Consider the following 24,191-nt stretch of genomic DNA (forward strand, 5'->3'; position numbering starts at 1 on the left):
CTAGTAAAAAAAGATTGGGTGAAGCAAATGTCAGAAAAGGAACAACTGAATCAGGCGGAAGCTGTCGCCAGAGCGCGTTTAAAAGAACGGGGGGTTGAGACGGACGATATTGCCGAGCTGGTGTATTTCCTTCAAAAAAAATATCATCCTGATTTGACGATGGAGGTATGCAGGCTCAATGTGGACCGTGTCATCGCAAAACGCGAGGTGCAAAACGCCATTTTAACGGGAATAGAATTAGATGTGCTCGCCGAACAAAAAAAGCTGTCTGAACCGCTTCAGACCATTCTGGCGATTGATGAAAGCCTGTATGGGGTTGACGAGGTGCTCGCCTTCTCTATCGTGAATATATACGGCTCGATCGGCTTTACGAATTACGGCTACATTGACAAAGAAAAACCCGGCATTCTCGGGCGGTTAAATGATAAATCTACGGGCGAATGCCATACGTTTCTTGATGATATCGTCGGCGCAATCGCAGCAGCGGCTTCAAGCCGGCTTGCTCACAGCGCCAGAAATACAGAATAAGGACGGCCGTCATGGCCGTCCCTTTTTTTATAGATGTTCAATCCATTCGGTTAAAGAATCAATCGCATATGTCGGTTTTTGGTCATAACCGGCCATATGTTCACGCTTTGTCACGCCGGTGTGAACCAGCAGCGTATCCATTCCGGCATTGATGCCGGCCATAATATCCGTTGCATAGTTATCGCCGACCATGAGTGTTTCGGAAATATCCGTTCCGAGCACACGCATCGCCTGTTCCATAATAATGGATTCAGGCTTGCCGATAAAGACAGGCTCAACGCCCGTTGACACCGTCAAAACGGATGTGAGCGAACCGTTCCCTGGTAAAAGCCCTCTTTCAGTCGGAATGGCGACGTCGCCGTTTGTTGAAATGAACCGGGCGCCCTTTCTGATCGCAAGGCATCCTGTTGCCAACTTTTCATATGTAATGCCGCGGTCGATTCCCACAACGACAAAGTCCGCGTTTTCTTCTCCGAAGCTCAGCCCGTTTTCTTCAATGGCCTGACGGATGCCTTCTTCGCCGATCACATACACCGACGCGTCTTTTTTCTGCTGGGCGATATGCTGCGCAGTCGCCATGCTCGTCGTGAAGACCTGCTCTTCAGATGCCGGAATGTCAAAGCTCATCAGCTTGTCCGCCACCTGCTTCGGCGTCCGGGAAGAATTGTTCGTCACGAATAAATACGGAATGCCGCGCGCTTTAAGCGTTCTCACGAATTCACACGCTTCTTCGATTTTTTCCGTCCCATTGTACATTGTGCCGTCCAAATCTATCAAATATCCTTTATAATCCTTCATACTCAACACTCCTGTGGATTTTCTCACTCGTTGTTATTTAAATGCGGAAACAGGCCCTAATTCTGTTTCCAGGTAGGTTCTTACACGGGCCGGAAAGGCTTTCAGCACATCTCTGTTTGACGTGATCAGCGTAAACAGCTCCTGATGGTCGGCGTGCTGATATTCCTGGACAAGCTGCTTTCTGGAAGAGATCAGCTGCTTCAGCTTATTCCCTTCATCCTCAGCTACCACCTTTTCATCCGTCAGAATATCCATGATGTCGTCATAACTGCCCGGATCGCGCATGATAAAGCCGTCAATCATATCATTTCCGACATCGAGAATGCATTCGATCATAAGATGGCTGATCCGCTCAAGCGCCCTTTTTTCGATTTCGCTCTGCCATGCAGGCGTGCTGTCAAACAGCGCCAGCTGGGTCTCAAAAAAACGGAGTGTTTGTTCGATATTATTTCTGTCAACAAAATACACGTGACAGCATTCCCTTCTGCATCAATTATTTTCTGATTCGTTTTAAAACAAAATACGCGCAGCCGAAATTGCAGTATTCGTAAATGTATTCGTCCAATGTGCTGATTTTCGTTTCAAAGGTTGCTTTTTGATTCTGGTCATCAAAGAAGCCTTTGAGCCGCAGCTGACTGTATCCCCAGTCTCCCACAATGTAATCATATTTATTTAATATGTCCGAATAGCGGGCTTTGAACGCTTCTTCATTAAAGCCGTTTTTAAAATCGTGTACGAGTTCAAACTCGGCATTTTGAATAAGAATCATGTCTTCACCTCTTTTATCACTCTTTACTATCATAATTCATTGACTTCTGTCCATCAATTGCAAAATGAGACGGTTCGGACGGACGGAGAATTTTTCCTCTTTATATCCAGTGTAGCGGTTCAGACGATCCTTATTCAAGAATGACTTTTTCCCCTGCAAAAACGGCTCCATCACAAAAAACCCAAAACCTGCGGCGTTTTGGGTTTTTTCGGCTTATTCTATGCTTGGGCCTGACGTTTTTTAGACGCTTCGTTCACTTGTTCATCCGCATGGTAGGAAGAACGGACAAGCGGGCCTGCTTCACAGTGGCTGAAGCCTTTTTGCATCGCGATTTCTTTCAGTTCGGCAAATTCGTCCGGATGATAATATTTTTGGACTTTTAAATGTTTTTTCGACGGCTGCAGGTATTGGCCGATCGCCATGATGTCGACATTGTTCGCAAGCAGGTCGTCCATCACTTCAATAATTTCTTCCTTCGTTTCGCCGAGACCGATCATAATGCTTGATTTAGTCGGGATGTCAGGCTGCATTTCTTTCGCACGGCGCAAGAATTCCAAAGAACGGTCATATGTTGCGCGGGCCCGGACTCTCGGTGTCAGGCGGCGGACGGTTTCAATGTTGTGGTTCAGAATATCAGGACGGGTATCCATTAATGTTTTCAGGTTGTCGTAATTTCCGCCCATATCGGATGGCAGCACTTCAATTGTCGTGAACGGGCTTTTTCTGCGGATCGCCCGGACCGTTTCCGCAAAGACGCCTGCTCCGCCGTCTTTCTGATCATCACGCGCTACGGCCGTGATGACGGCGTGTTTTAAATTCATCAGCGCGACGGAATCAGCTACGCGTTCCGGTTCCTGCAGATCCAGCTCAGTCGGCAGTCCCGTTTTTACAGCGCAGAAGCGGCATGCTCTCGTACAGACGGAACCGAGAATCATGAACGTCGCCGTACGTCTGACAGCCCAGCATTCATGGATGTTCGGGCATTTTGCTTCTTCACATACGGTATGCAGATTATTTTCACGCATTAATTTTTTCAGACCCGTATAGTTTTCATTCGTGTTCAGCTTTATTTTGAGCCATTCCGGCTTTCTCAGATGCTCGTCTTTCTTTGCCATTTCCCCATCATCTCCATTATCCCTTTATTCATGTTCGTGTGCGAAAAATTTCTATTTCACGATGGATATAAAACTTGCGGATTTCTATTCAATAGTCACTTTAACATAGGAAAAATTTCTCGACAAGGGAAGAGAATTACTTACATTTTCTCGGATTGTTGCCGCAAACTATTTGTATTCAATCCTGAAAGGAGATCATGTTGTGAAAGTTCTGTTATCTGCTCTTCTCCTTTTATCAGTTTTCTGTCCGGCTGCAAGCGGGAAAGAACAATCGGCTCCTGTTTACGGCGAACGGATGCAGTTGTACCGCAAAGCCGAAGCAGTCACGCAGATTCCTTGGTATGTGCTTGCGGCGGTTGATCAATATGAAGAAAATGTCCGCTCGAACCGAAAGGATCTGCCGGAAAAAGCGGGAATCATCAGCATTTATATTCCGGATCATTTGTGGAGCGGCCCTGAAAATCCAAATCCTAAGGACGATGCGCCTCTAAGCATTAAAGTATTTGACGGGATCGGCCTGGACGGCGACGGCGACGGAAAAGCCGAGGTAAGCAATGATGAGGATATCCTTTATACATTTGCTCAGTATTTAGCGGGATTCGGAACCGATCTTGACCATATCCGCATCGGTCTCTGGAATTATTACCGCCGTGATCAGACGGTCGGCATTATCACCGAATTCATGACACTGTTTAAAACGTTCGGCCGCCTTGATCTCGGGGAGCACGCTTTTCCGCTTCCCGTGAAGACGGATTACAGCTACCGCAGCACATGGGGCGCCGCACGGGGTTTCGGCGGGCGCCGGATTCACGAAGGAACGGATCTGTTCGCTCATTACGGGCTCCCCGTCAGATCGACCTGCTACGGTATTGTTGAAATGAAGGGCTGGAACCGTTTCGGCGGCTGGAGAATCGGCATCAGGGATATCAATAACACGTATCACTACTTCGCTCACCTGAACGGCTTTGCAAAAGGTGTGCATAAAGGCCAGATCGTCAAACCCGGAGAAGTGATCGGCTCTGTCGGCAGTTCCGGGTACGGACCGCCGGGGACCGCGGGAAAATTCCCGCCGCATCTTCACTACGGGATGTATAAAGATAACGGCAGATCGGAATGGTCTTTTGATCCGTATCCCCATTTAAGGGCATGGGAACGTAAAGAAATCCGCAGGAAAAAGTAAACACACAGCCGCCGGGAAAGATTGCGGCTGTGTGTTTTTATTTATCTTTCTTCTGTTTTTCACTCGGCAGCTGGACGGAAGGCGTCACACCTGACCCGCCGCTTCCGTTATAAAACTGCGGCACCTCTCCTTGAATCGCTTTAATGGAGACCGGAATATTATTTGTCACGACTGAAGTCTTACTGGCAAACGGAATAATGACCTTCACTTTTATTTCCACAAAAATACTGATATCGATCAGGGCATTGTTAATGCCGTACGGCTTTATTTTTGTTTTCACATCAGTTAACGCATCACCGATCAGGTTAAAGCGCACGGGGATTTTCGGCCCCAGATTTCCGAGAATGCTGTTTCCTGTGACCTGCCCTAAGGGAATATCAATCATAATTTCATCGGCCGTTTTCGCGCCTTTTTCTGTTTCATGCTGCTTATTGTTCGACTCAGCTTCCTTCAGATGAGCCTGAAGCTGCTTTGTCACTTTCGCCTTCATACTGTTGACCATTTGTGTATTAAAATCCATCGTTGTGACTTTTCCGTTTTCATCCGTTTTCATATCGACCATATCTTTCACATTGTCGCTGTGAGACATGTATTCTTCAATGGATTCCGTAATGACCTCTGTCGCCACCCGTTTGGTTTCCATTTCTCCTATGTTCATCAGCACCGGTTTGATTGAGGAGTTGATCATCCAAAGGCTGATGACCGTCGATATGATAAAAAAAGCAAACGACAGAAGAAGCACATATCGAAAAGGCAAAGGCCCTCTCTTGCGAAGAGCGCTCCGGTATCTAGGCAAGAAAAATCCCCCCTTACATATCACAATGTATGCTTGTAAGAGGGGACATAGTATTTTATTTTCACTCTTAAAAAGTCCCGCTTTCACTCATTCGGGTGAAATGGAACGGCGGGCAGCTACATGACATTACGGCTGCTGCGCGAGCTTCCAGGCGAGCAGATCCCTTAAAAACTCCGGCATAAAGTATTGCTTTTCTTTTGAATCGCGGATGTAAGGGAACAGCTTTCCGAGTGTAAACATATCGAGAACGGCAACCGAGTATATCCGCTCCGGATCAATCTCTTCTCCGTTCACTTTCACATTGAGGAGATGCGTCACACCGTCTTCAAGGATGCCGGCCTCTGCCTCCGCTCCGGCATATACCATCCTGCCCATCACTTCCCCGCGGAAGCCGAGGCCTTTTATCCGCAGCTGCTCCATTTGTTCCGAGGCGGCCTGGCTGATTGTTTCCTGAAGTTCTCTGCCTGAAAGACGAACGGCCACCGGATTGATCGGATGAGGGCAGATACGGTGCAGATCAAGCTTTGTGACAGGCCCCTTCTGTAAAGGCCCCAAAATAACGCCTGAATTCACCATGCTGACTTCACAGCCGCACCAGCTTTTCAGCGCTTCGGCTAATAGAAGCGGGAGCGGCGATTCCTCAAACCACTTCACGCCGGCTTCTTCATTCAGGTTGGCGACTTGTTCGGAGAGCAGGTTTTCCGCTTCCCGTTCTTTCTCTTTCAGAAAAGCCGCCGTATCCTCAGATTCCCCTTGCCAATCAGCCATTTTCTGTACAGATGCCTGTTTGCTGACAATGGTTCGTGATTCACTTTCTAATGTCAGCTCGACACAGCCGACATAGTTCCCGTATTTCTCCGCACATGCCAGCAATACACCGTTTATGTCTTGTCCGTCCTCAAGAAGGTGGTGCGTATGTGATTCAAGAATGACATCGATATCGGGAAATTTTTCCGCTGCGGCCCGGTCATCGATCAGGCCTAAATGAGAAAGCAGAATGATGATGTCCGCTTTGCCCTTGATATCGTCAAGTGATTCTTGAATGCTTTTTTCCGCATCCGTCACCGTCCAGCCGAGTTTTTGATAGACGGGATAATACGGCACCGTGACGCCGAGTATGCCGGCGGTCATTCCGTTTTTCAGCGTTTTGATCACGTAGGGCTCGGCCCATTCCGGCCGCTGTCCATCCGCGTCAAACAGGTTGGACACAATGACGGGAAACGCGGCATGGGTATATAAATCCGCCAGCTCATCGTGAGGCAGCGTAATTCCTTCATTATTCCCGACGGCAGCCGCATCGATCTCAAGCCGGTTTAACAAGTCGACATTCGCTTTGCCGAAGGTCGCTTCCGTTATCATTTGGAATCGGTCCATATGATCGCCGATGTCGAATACGAGTGTTTCCTCCCCGTCTTTTTCATGTTCATTTCTCTTCTGCTCAATATAATGTACGATTTTCGGCCAATTTTCGAAATGGCTGTGCAAATCATTCGTATGATATAAACGGAGCTTCTCTAACATACCATCTCTCCTACCTTTTAGCTGAATATCCCTTGATAAATCAATTCACAGCCGATCAAAATCAAGACGACCCGCATGAAAAGCACGATCGTTTTCGTCTGCACCCGCTTATTGACCCACGCGCCCATTTTGCCGCCGAACCACGCGCCCGGAACGAGGCACAGCGCATACAGCCAATTGACATGGCCCTCTGCGATATGTGACACGGAACCCGTCACGGAGGATAAGAAAATAATGAGCATTGACGTCGCCACAGCCACTTTCGGCGGGAACAAAAATAACAGCATCATGGCCGGAACCATAAGAGAGCCGCCGCCAATGCCGAAAAGACCGCCCAATAAACCGACGAAAAAGGCAATCACGATACCGGTGAGTATACGGTACGAATATGTATAAAGCTCACCCGATTCATCCTCATATGTCCGGATCATGCCTTTATGCGCTTTATTGACCGGTTTTGCTTTCGCCTTCAGCATTAATGTAATGGAAATCAAAATCATAAAAAGTCCGAACCAGACGGAAAACGTATGCGCATTAAAAAGTTTAGACAAATACGCGCCGATGATGCTTCCCGGGCCGGAACCGATAAAAAAGATCAGTCCGCTTTTGTAGTCAACGGTTTTATATTTCATATAGGCCAGAGTTGATGACAGGCCCGTAAAAATAATCACCAAAAGGGACGTGCCGATGGCAGTCTGCGGTGTTACGTCATGGAAAAACGGAGTCATCGTGCTTAAATAGAGCATTGCCGGCACGATGATAATTCCTCCCCCAAGCCCGATCAGGCTGCCGACCGTTCCCGCGATAAATCCTAATATGATCAAAATAAGATAAGACATGTGTCTTGAAACCTCTTTTCTAGCTGAATAGGTCGAGCTGCTTCGGAGCAAGCCCGGTATATGAGATATCTAACATTTCAAGCATCTCAAGGCCGTTATCGGCGGCGTCTCCGCCTGAGTTATTGTTGAAGAGCACATACAGATTGCGCGACTGTTTTTTCAGCTCCTGAAGATTGTTTTTCCAATCTTTGAGCTCCTGTTTGTTATAGCGGTATAAATATCTGACCTCACGCCAGTTTTGTCCGCCGTCTGGTTTGATCCAGCCCTGCTTGTTCCGCCCGTGAAAACGGACAAGCGTTTTTTCTTCATCCGTTGCTTTCAGGACGGTCGGAATGCTGCCCTCGCCGATTTGCGGCTCGTCACATATGCTGTGAATCCAGCCTTCCTCCTTCATAAAGGAAAGCGTCTGTTCATAAAATGGCGGGGAAAACCAAGACCGGTTGCGGAATTCAAGCGCGCACGGAATATCGCCCATCTGCTGCCTGCACCATCTTAAATATGCGACGTTTTCTTTCTTGCAGTCAAACCACGGCGGGAATTGGAACAGCACCATGGCAAGCTTTCCATGCTCTATATACGGCGATAATGACAGCTTAAACGCCTCAAACATTTCTTCCTTCGATTCAAAGGGAATATCGCCGCGCTGATGGCCCGTCATTCCTTGATATGCCTTAATGACAAATTGAAAAGATTCCGGCGTCTCTTTGACCCATCTTTGATTATTGCGGGCGGGCTGTATCGCGTAAAAGCTCGCGTCCAGCTCAACGATGGGAAAATGGGAGGAATACGCCTGCAGTTTTTGCGGGCCCGCTGTTTTAGGCGGATAGATGCTGTCATGATCCCCCCACCCCGTCAGTCCGATATAAATCACAATCCTTCACCTCTCACTCTAGTTTATCACAGGTGTTTTTCTCTTTCTGTTTCCATGTTTTTTCTGAATGCACTTTTCAGGAACCGGTATTGATGTTCATTGGTGTCCGAAAATGCCTCATCCCTGGATGAAAGAATGTGCTGATAGACGATCGGCTCTGAAAACTGACCGCTCGTGAAATCATATATCTCCCCGTCTATCCGGTTATAAAAATGCCAGCTTGTGCCGGTTTTTGTTTTGAGAATGTCACCGCCGTAAACATCTTGGATGACTAAAGCCGTTACGCCGCACTGGCCTTTGGCCGGGCAATCTTCCGTCCATTTTGTACTGGTCTTGCGCGACCAGGATGCCGTTAATATGTTCAAGATTTGATCATACAATGTGTTTTACTCCTTTTTATAAAAAGATACCACGAGACCCGCTTTCCAAACGACAAAAAAAGCCGATTCTCATCAGAGAATCGGCTCTTTTATTTCAGAAGGCTTCAGGAATGTTCCGAAAGCCCCGCTCTGCTTACGGCCGCCATCCTGATACACACAGCGTCCCTTGCTGTAGGTCGCAGCAATTTGGTATGGAAAGGTGTAGCCTTCATACAGGCTTTGCTTATGTTTGGAAAACATCGTTTCTTTTGTGACAGTAAAAGGTTCCGGCCGGACGATGGCAAAATCAGCGTCAAATCCAACTTCAAGCAGGCCTTTATTCGTTAACCCGAAGCGCTTGGCAGGTGCTTCGGCCGTCCATCGGGCCACATGTTCAAACGGAATCCCATGATCGATCGCTAATTGAATCATGCCGAGAAGCGTAAATTGGCCTCCGCTGATCCCGCCCCACGACAGGAACATATTATCCTCGCGTTTCAAAGACGGATGACAGGGAGAATGATCCGAAGACACCATATCAATCAGGCCCTCTGCCAAAACCCCGATCAATTCCTCTTTATCAGCCTCTGAGCGGAGCGGCGGAGCGCATTTGGCGGCCGCCCCTTTTTTGAGGAAGTCTTCAAAGCTGAATAATAAGTAGTGCGGACACGTTTCAACGGTGACATCCAATCCGTCTTTTTTCGCCTGCTGAATGGAGAGCACGGCCCGTTTCGTGCTGATATGTACAAAATGAAGCGCGCATCCCGTCGCTCTTGCATATTCAATCGCCCGCTGCACAGCCTCGCATTCGGCCTCTTCCGGACGGGAGGAAGCGTAAGCGCGGACATCAATTTTCCCTTGGAGCGCGTACTCGGCTTCAAGGAATCGGGTGAGGGCGTCGCTTTCTGCGTGCAGGGCCAAAACCTTGCCGCACGCCGCGATTTCCTTCATTCCCTTTAAAAGAGTCCGTTCATCGGCTGATTGAAATTCATCCGTTCCCGATTTAGACAGAAACGCTTTAAACCCGATTGCCCCCGCTTCTGCCATCGGCCGGATATGTTCGGTATACCCGGGCATCAAACCGCCCCAAAGCGCAAAATCAACCGCTGACTTCCGTTCGGCGATTTCCGCCTTTGCCAGCAGGTTTTCAGCAGTTACCGTCGAAGGAATGCAGTTAAGCGGCATATCAAAATAAGCCGTACAGCCGCCGGCAGCCAGCATGTTTGAGCCGGTTTCAATGCCTTCCCATTCTTCTCGGCCGGGTTCATTGAAATGGACGTGACAATCGACCGCGCCCGGAAACACATACATGCCGTCCGCCTGCACCACTTGTTCCGCGTTTTCGTCAATGCCGGGTCCGATCAAGGCAATTTTCCCGTCCTTGACGGCGATATCAGCCCGCTCTGTTCCGCCTTTTCGCACAGCTTTCGCACCCTTTACAATTACGTCATAGGCCATTTTATCTTCCTCCCTGTAAGGATGACGATTTTTCTGTCAGTTTTTATCACAACATGCGTCTATGATTGCCAGTTTACTGCTACTATGATCGTAATACATCAGTAAAACCGCTATAATTTTTGATGATTTTTATTCATATTAACCAATGGTTGTCTTTAGAACCTGAAAGGAGACTGACTGATGAACATTTATGACGTGATGAAGATTCCCGCTTATGAGCGGGCCGCATTAATCGCAGGCAAATCCGGCGGCTGGAGGGAGGTGCAGCACGTCAACATGATGGATGCGCCGGACATCGCTGATTTTTTACATAAAAACGAATTGCTCGTCACGACGGCTTACCACTTGAAGGACCGCCCGCAGCTGTTGAAAGATTTGATCCGCCTCATGGCAAAACGGGGCTGCGCGGGACTGGGGATCAAAACGAAGCGTTATCTTAATGTCATTCCGAAAGATGCCGCGGAGCTTGCCGACCGGTATGAATTTCCGATTATTGAGCTGCCGGAAGACATCAGGCTCGGAGATATCGTCAACGCCACACTGAGCCATATTCTTGATATGCGTTCAAATGAGCTCCAGCAGGCCATTTACGCCCATAAAAAATTCACAAACCACATCATGAGCGGCAAAGGGCTGCAATCCCTGCTTAAGAAGCTCTCAGACATTCTCCGGCTTCCCGTGCTGCTTTTGGATCAGCATACAAAACTCTTATCATCGTCCCACCGCATACCCATTGACACGTCTGTATTGAAAAACATCTGTTATTCCCTTTCCGGGCCTTATTTCACCTGCTTTTCCATGCTGTCCGACAGAAAGGCGTATTCTGTCCTGCCGATTCTGAATGTTGAAAAAAACTGCGGTTATCTGGTGATACCGGAGCTGGTGCAGACCGCTGATAAAGGCATGATTTTGACTATTGAACAGGCGGCTAACGTCATTTCCTTTGAACTGCTGAAAGAAAATGCCGTCAAACAATTCAGCAGACGGGCGCGCAATGAATTTTTCAGCAATTTCATCGACCGCTCGTTTACCGGCCATGAAGAAATCAAAAGCCGCGCCAAAGAATTCCGGCTCCGCTGGGATCAGAAATACATGTGCATTTGCGGAAAGCTTGACCGAAATGAGAAAACGATCAGCTTTACCGAAAATCAGCTCGTTTCCGATCATGTATTTGATCTGCTTGAAGGGGAGCTGTCATCCTTCCCGTTTCCCCCTCATCTCTTTATTAAAGGAAATGTCGGTATTCTTCTAATTGAAGCGACAGACAGCTGGAATGAAATGCACGCGTCTGTCATCAGCTTTTTGGAGCAGTTTCAAAAGCAGGTCCGGACGCAATTTAAACGGACTGTCTCCTTCGGCATCTCAAACATATGCCAAAAGCTGATCGACGTCCCTGACGCTTTTACTGAAGCTTCAGACGCCATTTCATCCGGGCATTTGTCCAGAAGCGCGGAGTTTATTCAAATCTATCATGCCAAAGACGTGCCGGAGCTGCTCCGCCTGCTTCCGGCGGAAGATGTGAAGAAGTTTTACGAAGCCACCCTCCAAAGCCTGGCCGACCGGCAAAAGGAGGACCAGAGCCTGCTTCATACGCTGTCTGTTTATCTGGAGACCCACTGCCAGATTTCAGAAACGGCTAAGCGCCTGTACGTCCATCGAAATACGGTGATCTATCGTTTAGAAAAATGCGAGGAACTGCTCGGCAAAAGCTTAAAAGATCCGGAGACGACGATGCGCCTGCGGCTCGCGCTGAGAATGCAGCGGCTGATCGGTTAAGGAATCGTTAGAGACAGGGATGCGGGTGTTCTCCCGCATCCTATTTAAGGGGGATTGATTCAGCTTAATTCTCAAAAAATGCTGCCATCAACATCTGCTTCCATTGACATCATCAGCCGTTAGTTATGATTTTCAGCAGACTCTAATCTAAACTAAAAAAGCCTTTCCCGAAGAAAAGGCTTTTGCTGTTCAAGTCTGAAAACGATCCGAAGCAGTTTGAAAGGTATCATGTGTTTTTTCCACTGTGTTCACACCCAATCCGCATACTAAAGATAACGACAGACCCAAAATAATGAAGATGCTTTTTTTAAAATTCATACAGGCATTCTCCCCTTTGAATTTGTGTTTGCGTATCTACCATTTTTTTATGATAAAAATAAGACGTTTCAAATTCCTTTGAATCTGCATAAATCGAAGCAGTTTCACAGGCGATGTCTTCAACATATGAATAATTCTTATTTTTCTCCAGGTATTCGATCGTATCGTTTATCCCTTGCTGATTCACAGCGTCTACATAAAGAGCTTTGAGATAGCCTTGTAGTGACTCAAAAAGCTTATCCCCTTGGGATACTGCTGCCGATAATCCTTTCTTACTCGCTTGCATTCCTTCAGCCATTTTCCCTTGTTTAAAAAGAACCTTCGCATAAGAAAACAAGGAATGAGGTAAGTTACTCAGCTTTGCTTTTTCTGTAATTTCAACAGCTTGTTTCAAGAAGTTTTCAGCCTGTGAATGTTCTCCCCTATCAGCGTAATTTGCACCCAAATTATAAAGAGCAGAACTAATCAACCTACTATTATCTAACTCTTTCGATAATTTAAGAGCCTTTTCAAGGTGCGGCTGACTCTTCTCATAACGTTTAAAATCACAATAATTCCCTGATATGACAAATAGACATTGAATTTTCCGGACCTTATACAACTCATACTGATCGTAAATATCGAGCGCTTGCTTTACGTGATGCATGGAGACGTGGCTTTGTTTCATACCGTAATATGCTTCAGCCAATTTAAAATGAAACTCCGCTCTCTCAATTTCATCATGCACATGAACGAGTTGTTTTTCAGCCTCTCTATAAAAGCCGATCGCCTTTACATACTGCTTTTGATCAAATTCATACATGCCGCGGAAAAATAAAGAATAATAGCACAGCAGGCCGGAAATTCCTTTATTTGATGCTTCGATTTTTTCCAACAGCTCGTCAATTGTCGGTCTCACACGGGTAGTCACCGGTTCTAAATAATCCAGCATGAGCTGATGGCGGAATTTCATGAGGGTGTAGTAAATCAGTAGATACTCGTCTTCTTCCATCTCATTGATTTCTTGTTCCACTTCCGCTTTCAAAATCTCCGCATCCGGAACACTGAACTGACGTATCATTTTGTACCATTCATTAATCTTAACGCCAACCTCCGATGATGGTAAAACAGAACTCACAAGGCCACTCCTCCTTTTATATAATATTCTAACATTTCCAAAATTATGTATGTCCGCAATAAAACCGCAAAATTTCATTCGTCTTGATCATAAATCTTGGTTTGAGTTTTAAGTCTACAACAAAAAAAGCAGTCCCTATGGGGACTGACCCCATAATATGAGACAAACAAAAAACACCTTCAAGTTTGAAAACGGATCGTTGTTATCCGAAATTAGACTTGGAGGTGTTTTTCTATGAGGGCAAGAGTGAGTTATCCGGTTGAAGTCAAACAGAAGGCTGTAGAAATGAGATTGGCGTGCGTGCCTGTGAAGGAGATCATGCAGGAATTGAATATAAAGAATAAGACGCAGGTGCAGACATGGGTCAGGTGGTATAAAGCTGGGGACACACATCGATTCGAACAACCTGTCGGAAAGCAATATTCTTATGGAAAAGGTCCAGAGTATTCTTCCGAATTAGAGAAACTGCAGGCAGAAAATCGTTATCTGAGACAACAGAATGAAGTGTTAAAAAAGTACAACGAATTGGAAAGGAAGCTAATAGCGAAACGCCAGTCGAGCTTGTAGAAGCATTGCGCAGCACAATGACCATAAAGGATATCTGTATTCATTTAGGTATCTCACGAGCATCTTATTATCGTTGGAAGAAGAATCTGCTGAAAGATAACCCTAAATACCATTTAGAAAAACAAATCGGCACGTTGTGCCGAGAACACAAGTATCGATATGGCTATCGGAAAATCACAGCCATATTAAAAAAGGGAATGCGTATGAATCATAAAACGGTTCAGCGCATTATGCAGAAGAATCAGTGGCAATGCCGGGTTAAGGTGAAAAAGCGTAAGAAGAATGGGCAGCCATATGCCGTGGTCGATAATATATTGGATCGGAACTTTCAGTCTGATCGCCCTCTGGAAAAGCTAGTAACGGATATCACATATTTGCCTTATGGGCAGAAACAATTGTATCTTTCCAGTATATTGGATTTATACAATGGAGAAGTGATTGCTTTTACGATTGGCGATAGACAGGACACAGACTTTGTCTTACACACACTTGATCAGCTGCCCGCACTGCCAGAGAACTGTGTGTTACATAGTGACCAAGGTTCTGTTTATACATCTTATGAGTATCAGAAAGCTGTTAAAACAAAAGGCATTACCATGAGCATGTCCCGCAAAGGGACGCCCGCTGATAATGCCTCCATCGAATCGTTTCATTCCTCACTAAAGTCTGAAACGTTCTACCTCGACAGGTTGGAAAGCACTACGACGACCATCGTAGAACAAACTGTCGAAACCTATATACACTATTATAACAACATTCGTATTCAAACGAAACTAAACAACCAGCCGCCGGTCACATACCGACAGCTGGCTGCTTAAAGGTGTTTTGATCCCTGTCTCAAAAACGGGGGTCAGTCCCTATGCAGCCTGCTTTTTTTTGAGAAATTTATCTAAGATGAACATAAATAATGTGAATAACAGAGACATTATCAACATGTCTAGTATAGTTACATTAGAATTTTCTTTTACTAAGAAGAACCAGAGAAGCTGTAAAACGAAAGAAATCACAAAATACAATATGTACCTGATACTATTCATGTCAATCCATCCCTTCGCTTATCTTATTGCCCTTTACAGGGTAACCTGAACCATGCTGGAATCTCCCGGTAATGATGAGTATAATATATGCAGAATGTAACTGGAGCTGATCTAATCATCTCAACTTATTTTAAAATTTCAAAACGTGCAATTTCCCACTCTTTGTTTACTTTTAGCGGGATTGTTTTTAGCTTTTTGCCTGATTTCAAATCATAAGACGTGATGTCTCCAAGCTTCTTATCGCGCTGGATATCAAAGTTTTTGAGTAAAACATACATCTCTCTGTCATTGAATTGAACATCATTCATTAATTTGTTATCATCCCCAGCATAAAAATCAAAAGATTTTTTCTTAACCATTTTTTTATCAAACACCTGCAGCTTCCCCTCAAAAGAAACAGCTAAGATGCTATCTTTTAATATTTTCAATTTTGCAGGATGAAACCCTTTCTCCATCTCGACTTCTTTTTTTACCTTAAGAGTCTCTCTGTCTATTAATATGAGCTTAGAATTCTCTTTCTCATTCACGTTATCATTAACTGCCAGTACAAATGTATTTTCATCTAGAGCTTGGAATGCATCCTTTTCATCCATGAAGTATATCCCTTTATTCGGGATGGATGCCTTGTTCTCTTGCTTATTTGTCTCTGGGTTAATTGAAAGGATGGACATACTTTCTTCATCACTTGAAATGACATAAATTTTATTTTTAGCGACGATTGCTGATCCAAGTTCTCCGTCAAGCTTTATTTGTTTCTTGTTTTTTCGGCTGTTTCCCTTCCAATATACCAGTTCACTTTCCAGCCCTTTGTCTGTATATCCAACGTTAATGTCATGGATGATATAACCGTCAGAACTATTTATAAAGAAAGCACCTTCATCCTCAGTTGTTTTTGACAAACTCTTTTCATTTATTTTGTTTATTTTTCCGGTTTTATTGTCTATCATCAAGTGATTATTGCTTCTATTTGATGAGAAGAACGTATCGTTTTTGTTATATGAAGACATCGTGAAATTTATACCATCTTTCAATTCCAAGCTATCCATTTTAATACCATCTTCACTGTAAACCCCAATCTCACTTCCCCTATCTAAAGTGTTAGAAAAACCAACAATAAATTTTGCATTGTCAATATCCTTTAATACAGTCTTTTTATTGCTGCTTCTTTCCTCTTTTTCATTCCCAGTTTGGATGAGACCGCAAGAGGTTGTGACGATCAGTATACAAATGAAAATAAACAGGGTTTTAAGTCTACTCATTTTTTTCCTCCCTATGAGATAGCAAAAAGCCTCCGGATACCCGGAGGCTTTTGATTCTATCCTTGCTGCGTGAACGGCCGGGTCTGTGTCTTTTTGCCCCAGCCAAGCGCGGCCAGAAAACTGATGGTGAGAATGGCCGCTCCCAGCATATACGGAAATTCCATATTTACATCAAAGAGAAAACCGGCGGCTGACGGTCCGGCGATATTCGCTAAGCTGATGAATGAGGTGTTCATCCCGCCGGCAAACCCCTGCTGGTCACCGGCGAGCTTCGACAGCATCGTGTTAACCGCCGGCCGGAGCAGCGATGTCAGCGTCAGGAAAAAGATTGCCGCGGCAAAAACGGCCCAATATGAACCCGCAAACCGGCACCACACAAGTCCTGCAGCAGCCCCGATCAACGTCACGTTAATCACGCGTTTTTCCCCGAACCTGCGGACGAGATAACTGACGCCGACCGCCTGCACAAACACGCCGATGAGACCCGCAGCCGTAATAATAAAGGCAATATCAGACGCTTTAAATCCGTGTTTATGGTCAACGTAAAGGCCGAAAACAGATTCAAAGTTCATAATTCCGAAGTTCAGCACAAAAACCAGAATCAGCATAAACGCGAACGGCGATTTGAGCGCGCGTGACATTTGCTTAAACAGATGCTCACGTTTTTCCGTTTTTGCCCGGGCTTCCAGCTGCTTTTCACGTCCCAGCGTTTCAGGCAGAAAGAAAAATGAAAGCACCGTTGAAAAGCAGGCGAGACTTGCAGACACGATGAACGGCACAGACATGCCGTAATGAACCAAATAGCCTCCGACACCGGGCCCGATGACGACACCGAGCGTCATCGCCGCGCTGAACAGCCCCATTCCTTTCCCGCGTTCTTCTTCGGTCGTAATATCCGCTATGTAAGCGAACATTGACGGCATTAAAAACGCCGCGCCCATTCCGCCCAAAAGGCGGGATGCGAACAATTGCCACAGGCTTCCGGCAAAAGCGAAGATCAATTGTGACACGGCAAAGGCGGCGATGCCGAAAATAATCAGTTTCCGCCGTCCGTATTTGTCGGTTATTTCCCCGGCAATAGGCGCAAATAAAAGCTGTGTAAGCCCCGCCGCCGCAACAAGCAGACCCATCGTGCTCCCCGTCGCTCCGAATTCGGTAATATATGCGGGCATAATCGGAATAATCAATCCGATTCCAAGCATCGCAATAAACATATTCAGCATTAAAATTGACAATCGGCCCATGTACGCCATGATTTCTTACCTTCTCCCCAGACAAACAGATGATCGTTCCATATTTGTCATTTTTTATACCATTCAGTATAACGGGGAAAAGGGAAAAAAGTCCAGATGATTTCAATCTCGTTTTCATGTCTCATGACAGCACACCGGTTTCAGCCGGCAGATCATATATGTTAAGGGCCGCCTGCAGCGCTTCCCCGGCTTTAACGGCAACTCCGTGTCTGATCAGAACCGCTTCAAGTCCGGCCAGCACAAACAGCACATTTTCCTTTCTGCAGCTGTAGCCCATCGTTCCGATTCTCCAAATTTTCCCCTGCAGCGGACCGAATGAGCTGGCGATTTCAATTCCGAATTGAGACAAAAGCATCCTTCTGATCGATTCGCCGTCTGCTTCCGGCGGAATCTTCACACATGTGACGACAGGCAGCTTCGCCTCCGGATCGCCGAATAAATCAAGGCCCATCGCTGCAAGTCCCGCCGTAAGCGCTTTTTCATGACGCCGATGCCTGCGGAACCGTTCTTCAAGTCCTTCTTCCAGGACAAGGCGCACACCCTCCCGCAGCGCATAAAGCATTGCTGTCGCTTCTGTATGGTGATTCAGCCTTCTTTCACTCCAATAATCTTCGAGCTGGCTCAGATCAAAATAGTTGCTCGTAACCGGCCGATGACCGGACAGCCTTTTGCCGTCAGCTGCCGTCGCAATGCCCCGTTCTACCTTTTTACGCGCGGCAATGACAGCTGCCGTCCGGTCATTATAAGTAATCGGCGCCATTCCGGAGGGGACCGACAGGCATTTTTGCGTTCCCCCGATGACTGCGTCAATCTTCCATTCATCCGTTTTTACGGCGCAGCCTCCAATCGTGGCCACGGCATCCACGATAAAGAGTGCATCTTGGGCGCGGCACGCTTCCCCGATTTCTTTCAGCGGGTGAATCCGCCCCGTTGATGTTTCTCCGTGCACCATAGCGACGATTTTCGGGGAAATCTTTTTCATCTCGCTGATAATCTCTTCAGGCCGGAAGACCGTTCCCCATTCACACTCGATCGTATGAACGTCCGCTCCGTACCGCTCGGCGATTTCAGTCAGCAGGTATCCGAAGCGTCCGTATATCGGAACGAGCACGCTGTCGCCCGGTTCTATCACACTTGCGAGAACAGCCTCAATCCCCGCTCTTGATGTACCGTCAATCGGATAGGCCCAGCGGTTTTCCGTTTGAAACAATTCACGGAGCATTTGCATCGTTTCGTTCATGATGCCGGTAAATGCCGGGTCAAACTGGCCGATGATCGGAGCGCCCATCGCCCTCAGCACTCTCGGTTCAGCTTCTGTCGGTCCCGGTGTCATAATGGTTCTTTGCGGAATGCACAATTCTTTTCTGGTCGGCACGCCGATTCCCCCTTTACGTTAATAGGCAAGTTTATGTAATACATTCGCCAGCGTAAGGACGCCGGTTTCAAGCTGATGTGCGGGTGTGAATTCAAGCGGCGAGTGGCTGATCCCGCCACGGCTCGGTACAAACAGCATGCAGGCCGGAAAGGTTCTGCCGAGCATCTGGGCGTCATGTCCCGCTCCGCTTACGATTTTCTCCGGGTCCGCCCCTTGTTCTTTTGCAGCCTCCGCTGCGGTTCGCGTCAGTGTCTGATTCATTTGAACCGGCTCTATCCTCATATATTCATCAATAACGGGCCTGACTCCTTTGCTGCGGCTGATGTTTTCAACAATCGACACCAGTTTCTGATGGAAGGCTGCCAGCACGTCTTCCTCCGGGTGGCGAATATCAACGGAAAACTGGATACGGCCCGGAATGACATTCGCCATATTCGGTTCAACCGTCATTTTCCCGCACGTCAGGCGGAGCTCTTCCGGCTGTCTTTCCGCTGAGAGCATGAGTTCATGGATGATGCTGCTTCCCGCCGCGAGCGGATCTTTCCGCCATTTCATCGAAGTGGTGCCGGCATGGTTGCATTCACCGTCAAGCGTAACGGTATAGCGTCTCTGTCCGGCAATCCCGGTGACAATCCCGATATCCCTTCCCGATCGTTCAAGCGTTTGCCCCTGTTCAATATGAATTTCCAGAAAGGCTTTGATATCTGTGCGCAGCGGTGCTGGATAACGGCCTGCACCGAAGCCGTTCTGCCGCATGGCTTCTTTCAGAGAAATGCCGGACGCGTCTTTCGGCGTTTCCGCATCTGAAAGCGAGAAAGCACCGGTGATATTGCCTGAGCCCCAATAGGTGATGGGAAAACGGCTCCCTTCCTCTTCACAGAGCGACACAGCCTCCAGCGTTTTTTTCGGACGCCCGCACGTCTCATGCAAATGCCGGATCGCCAGCATGCCCGCCAGCACGCCGAACGCACCGTCATATTTGCCGCCGTCAATAACGGTGTCAATATGCGACCCGGTCAGAATCACCTCATCAGGTGATTCTGTGCCGCTCAGCCGGCCGAACACGTTACCGACATCGTCAAATGCCGTTTCCAGCCCGAACGCCTCCATTTTCTTTTTGACGGCAAGCTGGGCGTCCATCCATTCTTTCGTATATAAAAGCCTCGTCACTCCGCCGGAAGCGGAAGCGCCGAATTGAGACAGCCATTGTATGTCATCGGAAATCCCGATATTCGCCGACGAAAGCTGCTGATGTTCCATACACGCCCTCCTTTTAAACTGAAAAACTGACAAGATGATCTTCATTATAGAAGGAGCGCATAATGAGTTCATTATCATATCCTCTAAAAAATCAATGATTTTCCGGATACTTTGACCAATAAGCCGAAGGAACCATTTTTCAAAAAAGATAGAATATTAGATCTATTTTTTGGATAATAGAGGTAAAGGAGGGCAAGTCATGACAAAAAAACTTTGGTTTCTGCCGATTGTCTGCCTGTTTTTCATTTTTGGATGGGCCGCGCCGTCAGCCTCTGCGGGCGCGCCGGCTGACACGAATCTGTACAGCCGGATGGCGGTTTCAACTGCCGGCGGCACAACTCTTTTTCCGCAAACTGCCTCAGCTGTCATCACTCCGTCTGCGGATACGGACACATATTACAAAGAAGCTTCCGGAAAAAGCGGAACGGCCTTAAAGAGCGCCCTGCACCGCATCATCAGCGGACATACAAAGCTGTCTTACAGCCAAGTATGGAATGCATTGAAGGAAACTGACGAAGATCCGGCAAACCCGAACAATGTCATCTTGCTCTACACCCAGGAATCACGGGCCAAAAGTAAAAACGGCGGCAGCGCCGGGGACTGGAACCGCGAACACGTGTGGGCAAAGTCACACGGAAACTTCGGAACAGCTGCCGGCCCCGGGACGGACATTCATCATCTGCGCCCTGCAGACGTTCAGGTGAACAGTGCCAGAGGAAATATGGATTTTGATAACGGCGGCTCAGAATACCCGAAAGCGCCGGGCAATTATTACGACGGCGATTCCTGGGAGCCGCGCGATGAGGTTAAAGGAGACGTCGCCCGCATGCTGTTTTACATGGCGGTGCGTTATGAAGGAGACGACGGGTATCCCGACCTTGAGCTGAATGATAAAACCGGAAACGGCTCAGCTCCTTACATGGGAAAACTGTCCGTTTTGCTCAAATGGAATCAACAAGACCCCGTCGACAGTAAGGAAAAACGGCGGAACGAAATCATTTACGAAGACTATCAGCATAACCGCAATCCGTTTATCGACCATCCGGAATGGGCGGACGAAATCTGGTAATCGTATCATAAGAAGTGATAAGGGAGCCCCGATCATCAGGCTCCCTTTTTCAATATACGGCGTTTTCAGTGTCGGCATCAAAAAAGACGGCCCGGTTCATATTGACCGCAAGCAGAATGGCATCGCCGGGTTTCACCTGTGATGCGCCGTCAAGACGGATCGTCATGCGGTCATCTCCGCTCACCGCATGAACGTACATCTCCGCGCCTAAGTTTTCACATACTTCCGCCACAGCGCGGCACACCGCTTCAGGCGGGTGCTCTGATTGTCCGGCAAGCGTCAAATGCTCCGGACGCAGCCCCGCAATCATCTCCTTACCGCTGTATCCTTTCTGCACAAGAACAGCCGCTTTTTCTTTCGGAATGGGCAGACGAACGGACGAACCGGCAAAATACCATTGCCCGTGACTTTCTTCAATGACGCCTTTTATAAAATTCATACTCGGAGAACCGATAAAACCCGCCACAAACAGATTCGCCGGATAATGATAAATCTCATGGGGGCTTGCGGCCTGCTGAATATCTCCTTCATTCATCACGACAATCCGGTCGCCCATTGTCATCGCTTCCGTCTGATCATGCGTCACATAAACGATGGTCGCTTTCAAACGCTGATGGAGCTTGCTGATTTCGGCGCGCATCGTCACTCGCAATTTCGCATCTAAGTTGGAAAGCGGCTCGTCCATCAGAAACACTTTCGGCTCCCGCACGATCGACCGGCCGAGCGCAACCCGCTGCCGCTGTCCGCCTGAAAGAGCCTTCGGTTTCCGCTTGAGCAGATGCCCGATTTCCAAAATATCAGCGGCCGTCCGGACTCGCTCTGCGATTTCTTTTTTCGGCAGCTTTCTGAGCTTCAAACCGAACGCCATATTATCAAACACCGTCATGTGGGGATACAGCGCGTAATTCTGAAAAACCATCGCGATATCGCGATCCTTCGGGGGCAGATCGTTCACCGCGTCTCCATCGATATAAAGCTTCCCTTCAGAAATGCTCTCCAGTCCGGCAATCATTCTGAGTGTCGTAGATTTGCCGCAGCCGGAGGGACCGACTAGCACCAGCAGCTCCTCATCTTTTACATCTAAGTGAAAATCCTTCACTGCCGCCGATTGGGCGCCGTATGTTTTTTTGACATGGTCAAATGTTAATGATGCCATTCGAAACCTCCTCCAATACTGGAAACCGCCACATCTTTCTGTTATGTTAAAAATGTTCGGGGGTTTCTGATAGATTCATAAATGAAAAGCAAATTTGTATTATAACGTCATAATACATATAATAGTACTACTACTTGACAAAGGAGGTCCGTCCCATTGTTAAATAACGGGAGCTCGAAACCTTTATATATTCAGCTGAAACAAATTATCGCGGACGATATCAAGAAGGGCGTTTATTCGCCGTCCGTAAAACTGCCGACTGAAAATGAGCTGTGCGAAACGTACAACGTCAGCCGCATAACGGTCAGGAAGGCCATCCTTGATCTTGTGGAAGAAGGCTGGCTCGTCCGGCAGCAGGGAAAGGGAACGTTCGTTAAAAGCCCTAAACTGAAGCGGGAGCTCATCGCGGTCAACGGCTACTCAGAATTTATGGAATCAACGGGGAAAAAACCGAAACACCAGATCCTTTCCCATGAAACCATTGAAGCGCCTAAATCCATCGCCCAAAAACTTCGCGTCGCTTCCGAAAGTCCCGTTCTTGAATTAAAACGCATTTTATTTCACGACGACCAGCCGCTCTCATTCGAACTCGCCCACTATCCGCTCAGTTTATTTCCCGACATCGGCAAGCATATTAAAGGCGGCGTGTCGATGCATGACATTTTGAAACAGCACTATCAGGTGGTGCCCACCCATAATACGAAGCTGTTAAATGTCGTATACGCCAAGCAGGAAGAAAGCCGCTATCTGGCTTGTGATATCGGGGATGCGCTTTTTGAAATTGACAAAACCGCATTTATGTCAAAAGACAAGCCGATATACAGCTCGCTGTTTTTAATGCATACCGACCGCGTCACGTTTACCATTAACAGTCCCTATGCGTAACAAGTATAAAAAACGAGACAATGCTTATCGTATTCTCGTTTTTTCACTGCTTTTCCCGCCGCCCGGCCTGTAGGGATGCCCGTAACCGAACGCTCCGAACCCTCCGCATGTTTTGGCAGCCGTCCCGGCGGCCGCAGTAAGCGCTCGCCGAATATCCTGATGCTCGAAGAAATCGGTAAGAAACCCGGCGATAAAAGAATCACCCGCGCCCAATGTATCTATTATATCAGCTCTTACCACCGGCTGATGATAGACGCGTTCCCCATCCGATAACACCGCGCCATATTCCCCCCTTGTCAGACAGACGATTTTCGCTCCGAAACCGCGGGCTTTTTCGGCAAGCCGCATACATTCACTTTCACTCAAATCACTCCCGGAAAAAAACGCATACGTCACGTACGGACAGACCGCTTCTAAATAGGCTTCGTCACGTTTTACAGAGAAGTCAAAGGAAATCGGCACATGGCCGCTCAGCATCGGGAGGTCACGTTCTATCCTGCTGTATACGCTCGTATGCAGCAGATCATGTCCGGCGATAAATGAGATGTCATTCTCCTGAAAAGCGAGCGTCAGACGCGATTGCACGCCGCCTTTATTTGATCCGGCAAATATCCTGTCCCCTCTTTCATCAAGCGTGACGACCGCCATCCCGTTTTCTCCGTATGCCCGGCGGATCAGATCGGCATTCACCTTTTCCAGTTTCAGCACATTCAATACGTGATCCGCCGCTTCATCACTGCCGAGAATCCCGATATAAGAAGTTTCGTGGCCTAAGCGCCGGGCAAGCACGGCTACGTTTAACGCATTTCCGCCCGGGTAAAACGTCTCCTGATCCTGATAATAATCTACTACATTATCTCCGGCCGCTATCAGTTTCATCTTTTC

At 47.4% G+C, this 24,191-nt stretch carries 24 protein-coding genes; 6 read left to right on the top strand and 18 right to left on the bottom strand.

Annotation, left to right across the window (positions count from 1 at the left end; genetic code table 11):
- Positions 1–27 precede the first annotated feature (27 nt).
- Positions 28–528, top strand: coding sequence for a phosphatidylglycerophosphatase A family protein (locus tag JNUCC22_RS14870; protein WP_216061846.1), 501 nt, complete (start codon positions 28–30; stop codon positions 526–528).
- A 27-nt stretch (positions 529–555) separates the two neighbouring features.
- Here the strand turns inward: JNUCC22_RS14870 and JNUCC22_RS14875 are convergent, their stop codons facing one another.
- The 4 genes from JNUCC22_RS14875 to lipA all read right to left on the bottom strand — a co-directional run bounded on the left by JNUCC22_RS14875 (position 556) and on the right by lipA (position 3,210).
- On the bottom strand, positions 556–1,326 hold the full coding sequence (locus JNUCC22_RS14875) for a TIGR01457 family HAD-type hydrolase (protein ID WP_216061847.1): 771 nt from the start codon (positions 1,324–1,326) through the stop codon (positions 556–558).
- Between the two features lie 33 nt (positions 1,327–1,359).
- On the bottom strand, positions 1,360–1,794 hold the full coding sequence (locus tag JNUCC22_RS14880) for a DUF86 domain-containing protein (protein WP_038459720.1): 435 nt from the start codon (positions 1,792–1,794) through the stop codon (positions 1,360–1,362).
- Positions 1,795–1,819: 25 nt separating this feature from the next.
- Positions 1,820–2,095 (bottom strand): YutD family protein, encoded by a 276-nt coding sequence (locus JNUCC22_RS14885; protein ID WP_003151928.1) that lies wholly within the window; start codon positions 2,093–2,095, stop codon positions 1,820–1,822.
- 218 nt (positions 2,096–2,313) lie between these two features.
- The gene (lipA, locus tag JNUCC22_RS14890) at positions 2,314–3,210 is read right to left on the bottom strand and encodes a lipoyl synthase (protein WP_003151923.1); all 897 of its coding nucleotides are present in this window, start codon (positions 3,208–3,210) and stop codon (positions 2,314–2,316) included.
- Positions 3,211–3,412: 202 nt separating this feature from the next.
- On the opposite strand from lipA, the gene lytH reads away from it, so the two are divergent.
- Positions 3,413–4,390, top strand: coding sequence for an L-Ala--D-Glu endopeptidase (gene lytH, locus JNUCC22_RS14895; protein ID WP_032876720.1), 978 nt, complete (start codon positions 3,413–3,415; stop codon positions 4,388–4,390).
- 37 nt (positions 4,391–4,427) lie between these two features.
- Here lytH and yunB read toward each other — a convergent pair whose 3' ends face one another.
- The 6 genes from yunB to JNUCC22_RS14925 all read right to left on the bottom strand — a co-directional run bounded on the left by yunB (position 4,428) and on the right by JNUCC22_RS14925 (position 10,234).
- Positions 4,428–5,186: a sporulation protein YunB gene (gene yunB / locus JNUCC22_RS14900; RefSeq protein WP_020954305.1), complete on the bottom strand. Its 759-nt coding sequence runs from the start codon at positions 5,184–5,186 to the stop codon at positions 4,428–4,430.
- A 126-nt stretch (positions 5,187–5,312) separates the two neighbouring features.
- Positions 5,313–6,707 (bottom strand): bifunctional metallophosphatase/5'-nucleotidase, encoded by a 1,395-nt coding sequence (locus JNUCC22_RS14905; protein WP_167340846.1) that lies wholly within the window; start codon positions 6,705–6,707, stop codon positions 5,313–5,315.
- 17 nt (positions 6,708–6,724) lie between these two features.
- Complete coding sequence (locus JNUCC22_RS14910) at positions 6,725–7,546, bottom strand: sulfite exporter TauE/SafE family protein (protein WP_216061848.1); 822 nt, start codon at positions 7,544–7,546, stop codon at positions 6,725–6,727.
- A 19-nt stretch (positions 7,547–7,565) separates the two neighbouring features.
- A complete protein-coding gene (locus tag JNUCC22_RS14915; protein WP_216061849.1) occupies positions 7,566–8,417 on the bottom strand; it encodes a DUF72 domain-containing protein in 852 nt (283 codons plus the stop codon).
- A gap of 26 nt (positions 8,418–8,443) precedes the next feature.
- Entirely contained in the window at positions 8,444–8,797 is a 354-nt protein-coding gene (locus JNUCC22_RS14920) for a YunG family protein (protein ID WP_007408736.1), read from the bottom strand.
- A 72-nt stretch (positions 8,798–8,869) separates the two neighbouring features.
- Complete coding sequence (locus tag JNUCC22_RS14925; RefSeq protein ID WP_216061850.1) at positions 8,870–10,234, bottom strand: allantoinase; 1,365 nt, start codon at positions 10,232–10,234, stop codon at positions 8,870–8,872.
- A gap of 180 nt (positions 10,235–10,414) precedes the next feature.
- Here JNUCC22_RS14925 and JNUCC22_RS14930 point away from each other — a divergent pair, with 180 nt between their 5' ends.
- Entirely contained in the window at positions 10,415–12,010 is a 1,596-nt protein-coding gene (locus tag JNUCC22_RS14930; RefSeq protein WP_072589536.1) for a PucR family transcriptional regulator, read from the top strand.
- 307 nt (positions 12,011–12,317) lie between these two features.
- Here the strand turns inward: JNUCC22_RS14930 and JNUCC22_RS14935 are convergent, their stop codons facing one another.
- Positions 12,318–13,445: a Rap family tetratricopeptide repeat protein gene (locus JNUCC22_RS14935; RefSeq protein ID WP_174737200.1), complete on the bottom strand. Its 1,128-nt coding sequence runs from the start codon at positions 13,443–13,445 to the stop codon at positions 12,318–12,320.
- Between the two features lie 234 nt (positions 13,446–13,679).
- Here JNUCC22_RS14935 and JNUCC22_RS14940 point away from each other — a divergent pair.
- A protein-coding gene (locus JNUCC22_RS14940) for an IS3 family transposase (protein WP_216061851.1) occupies positions 13,680–14,830 on the top strand; the annotation gives its coding sequence in 2 pieces (ribosomal slippage) (positions 13,680–13,953 and positions 13,953–14,830; 1,152 coding nt in all).
- 39 nt (positions 14,831–14,869) lie between these two features.
- Here the strand turns inward: JNUCC22_RS14940 and JNUCC22_RS19560 are convergent.
- From JNUCC22_RS19560 to allC, 5 genes are all read right to left on the bottom strand, one after another.
- The gene (locus tag JNUCC22_RS19560; protein ID WP_007410112.1) at positions 14,870–15,049 is read right to left on the bottom strand and encodes a hypothetical protein; all 180 of its coding nucleotides are present in this window, start codon (positions 15,047–15,049) and stop codon (positions 14,870–14,872) included.
- Positions 15,050–15,174: 125 nt separating this feature from the next.
- Positions 15,175–16,308, bottom strand: a complete 1,134-nt coding sequence (locus tag JNUCC22_RS14945; protein ID WP_072589537.1) for a hypothetical protein — start codon at positions 16,306–16,308, stop codon at positions 15,175–15,177.
- Positions 16,309–16,364: 56 nt separating this feature from the next.
- Positions 16,365–17,561, bottom strand: a complete 1,197-nt coding sequence (locus JNUCC22_RS14950; RefSeq protein ID WP_039063585.1) for an MFS transporter — start codon at positions 17,559–17,561, stop codon at positions 16,365–16,367.
- Positions 17,562–17,682: 121 nt separating this feature from the next.
- Positions 17,683–18,936 carry a pyridoxal-phosphate-dependent aminotransferase family protein gene (locus JNUCC22_RS14955; protein ID WP_039063586.1) on the bottom strand — a complete coding sequence of 418 codons (1,254 nt, stop codon included), beginning with the start codon at positions 18,934–18,936 and terminating at the stop codon, positions 17,683–17,685.
- 18 nt (positions 18,937–18,954) lie between these two features.
- A complete protein-coding gene (gene allC / locus JNUCC22_RS14960; RefSeq protein WP_061047100.1) occupies positions 18,955–20,196 on the bottom strand; it encodes an allantoate deiminase in 1,242 nt (413 codons plus the stop codon).
- A gap of 199 nt (positions 20,197–20,395) precedes the next feature.
- Here allC and JNUCC22_RS14965 point away from each other — a divergent pair, with 199 nt between their 5' ends.
- Entirely contained in the window at positions 20,396–21,265 is an 870-nt protein-coding gene (locus JNUCC22_RS14965; RefSeq protein ID WP_032869753.1) for an endonuclease I family protein, read from the top strand.
- A gap of 49 nt (positions 21,266–21,314) precedes the next feature.
- On the opposite strand, the gene ugpC is transcribed toward JNUCC22_RS14965, so the two are convergent.
- On the bottom strand, positions 21,315–22,421 hold the full coding sequence (gene ugpC, locus JNUCC22_RS14970; protein WP_039063589.1) for an ABC transporter ATP-binding protein: 1,107 nt from the start codon (positions 22,419–22,421) through the stop codon (positions 21,315–21,317).
- Positions 22,422–22,577: 156 nt separating this feature from the next.
- Between ugpC and JNUCC22_RS14975 the strand changes: the two genes are divergently transcribed.
- On the top strand, positions 22,578–23,306 hold the full coding sequence (locus tag JNUCC22_RS14975) for a transcriptional regulator FrlR (RefSeq protein WP_039063591.1): 729 nt from the start codon (positions 22,578–22,580) through the stop codon (positions 23,304–23,306).
- A 24-nt stretch (positions 23,307–23,330) separates the two neighbouring features.
- Here the strand turns inward: JNUCC22_RS14975 and JNUCC22_RS14980 are convergent, their stop codons facing one another.
- Positions 23,331–24,185: a PfkB family carbohydrate kinase gene (locus JNUCC22_RS14980; protein WP_032867112.1), complete on the bottom strand. Its 855-nt coding sequence runs from the start codon at positions 24,183–24,185 to the stop codon at positions 23,331–23,333.
- Between the last annotated feature and the right edge of the window lie 6 nt (positions 24,186–24,191).

The organism is Bacillus sp. JNUCC-22 (assembly GCF_018861275.1).
GTDB classification, from domain to species: domain Bacteria; phylum Bacillota; class Bacilli; order Bacillales; family Bacillaceae; genus Bacillus; species Bacillus velezensis.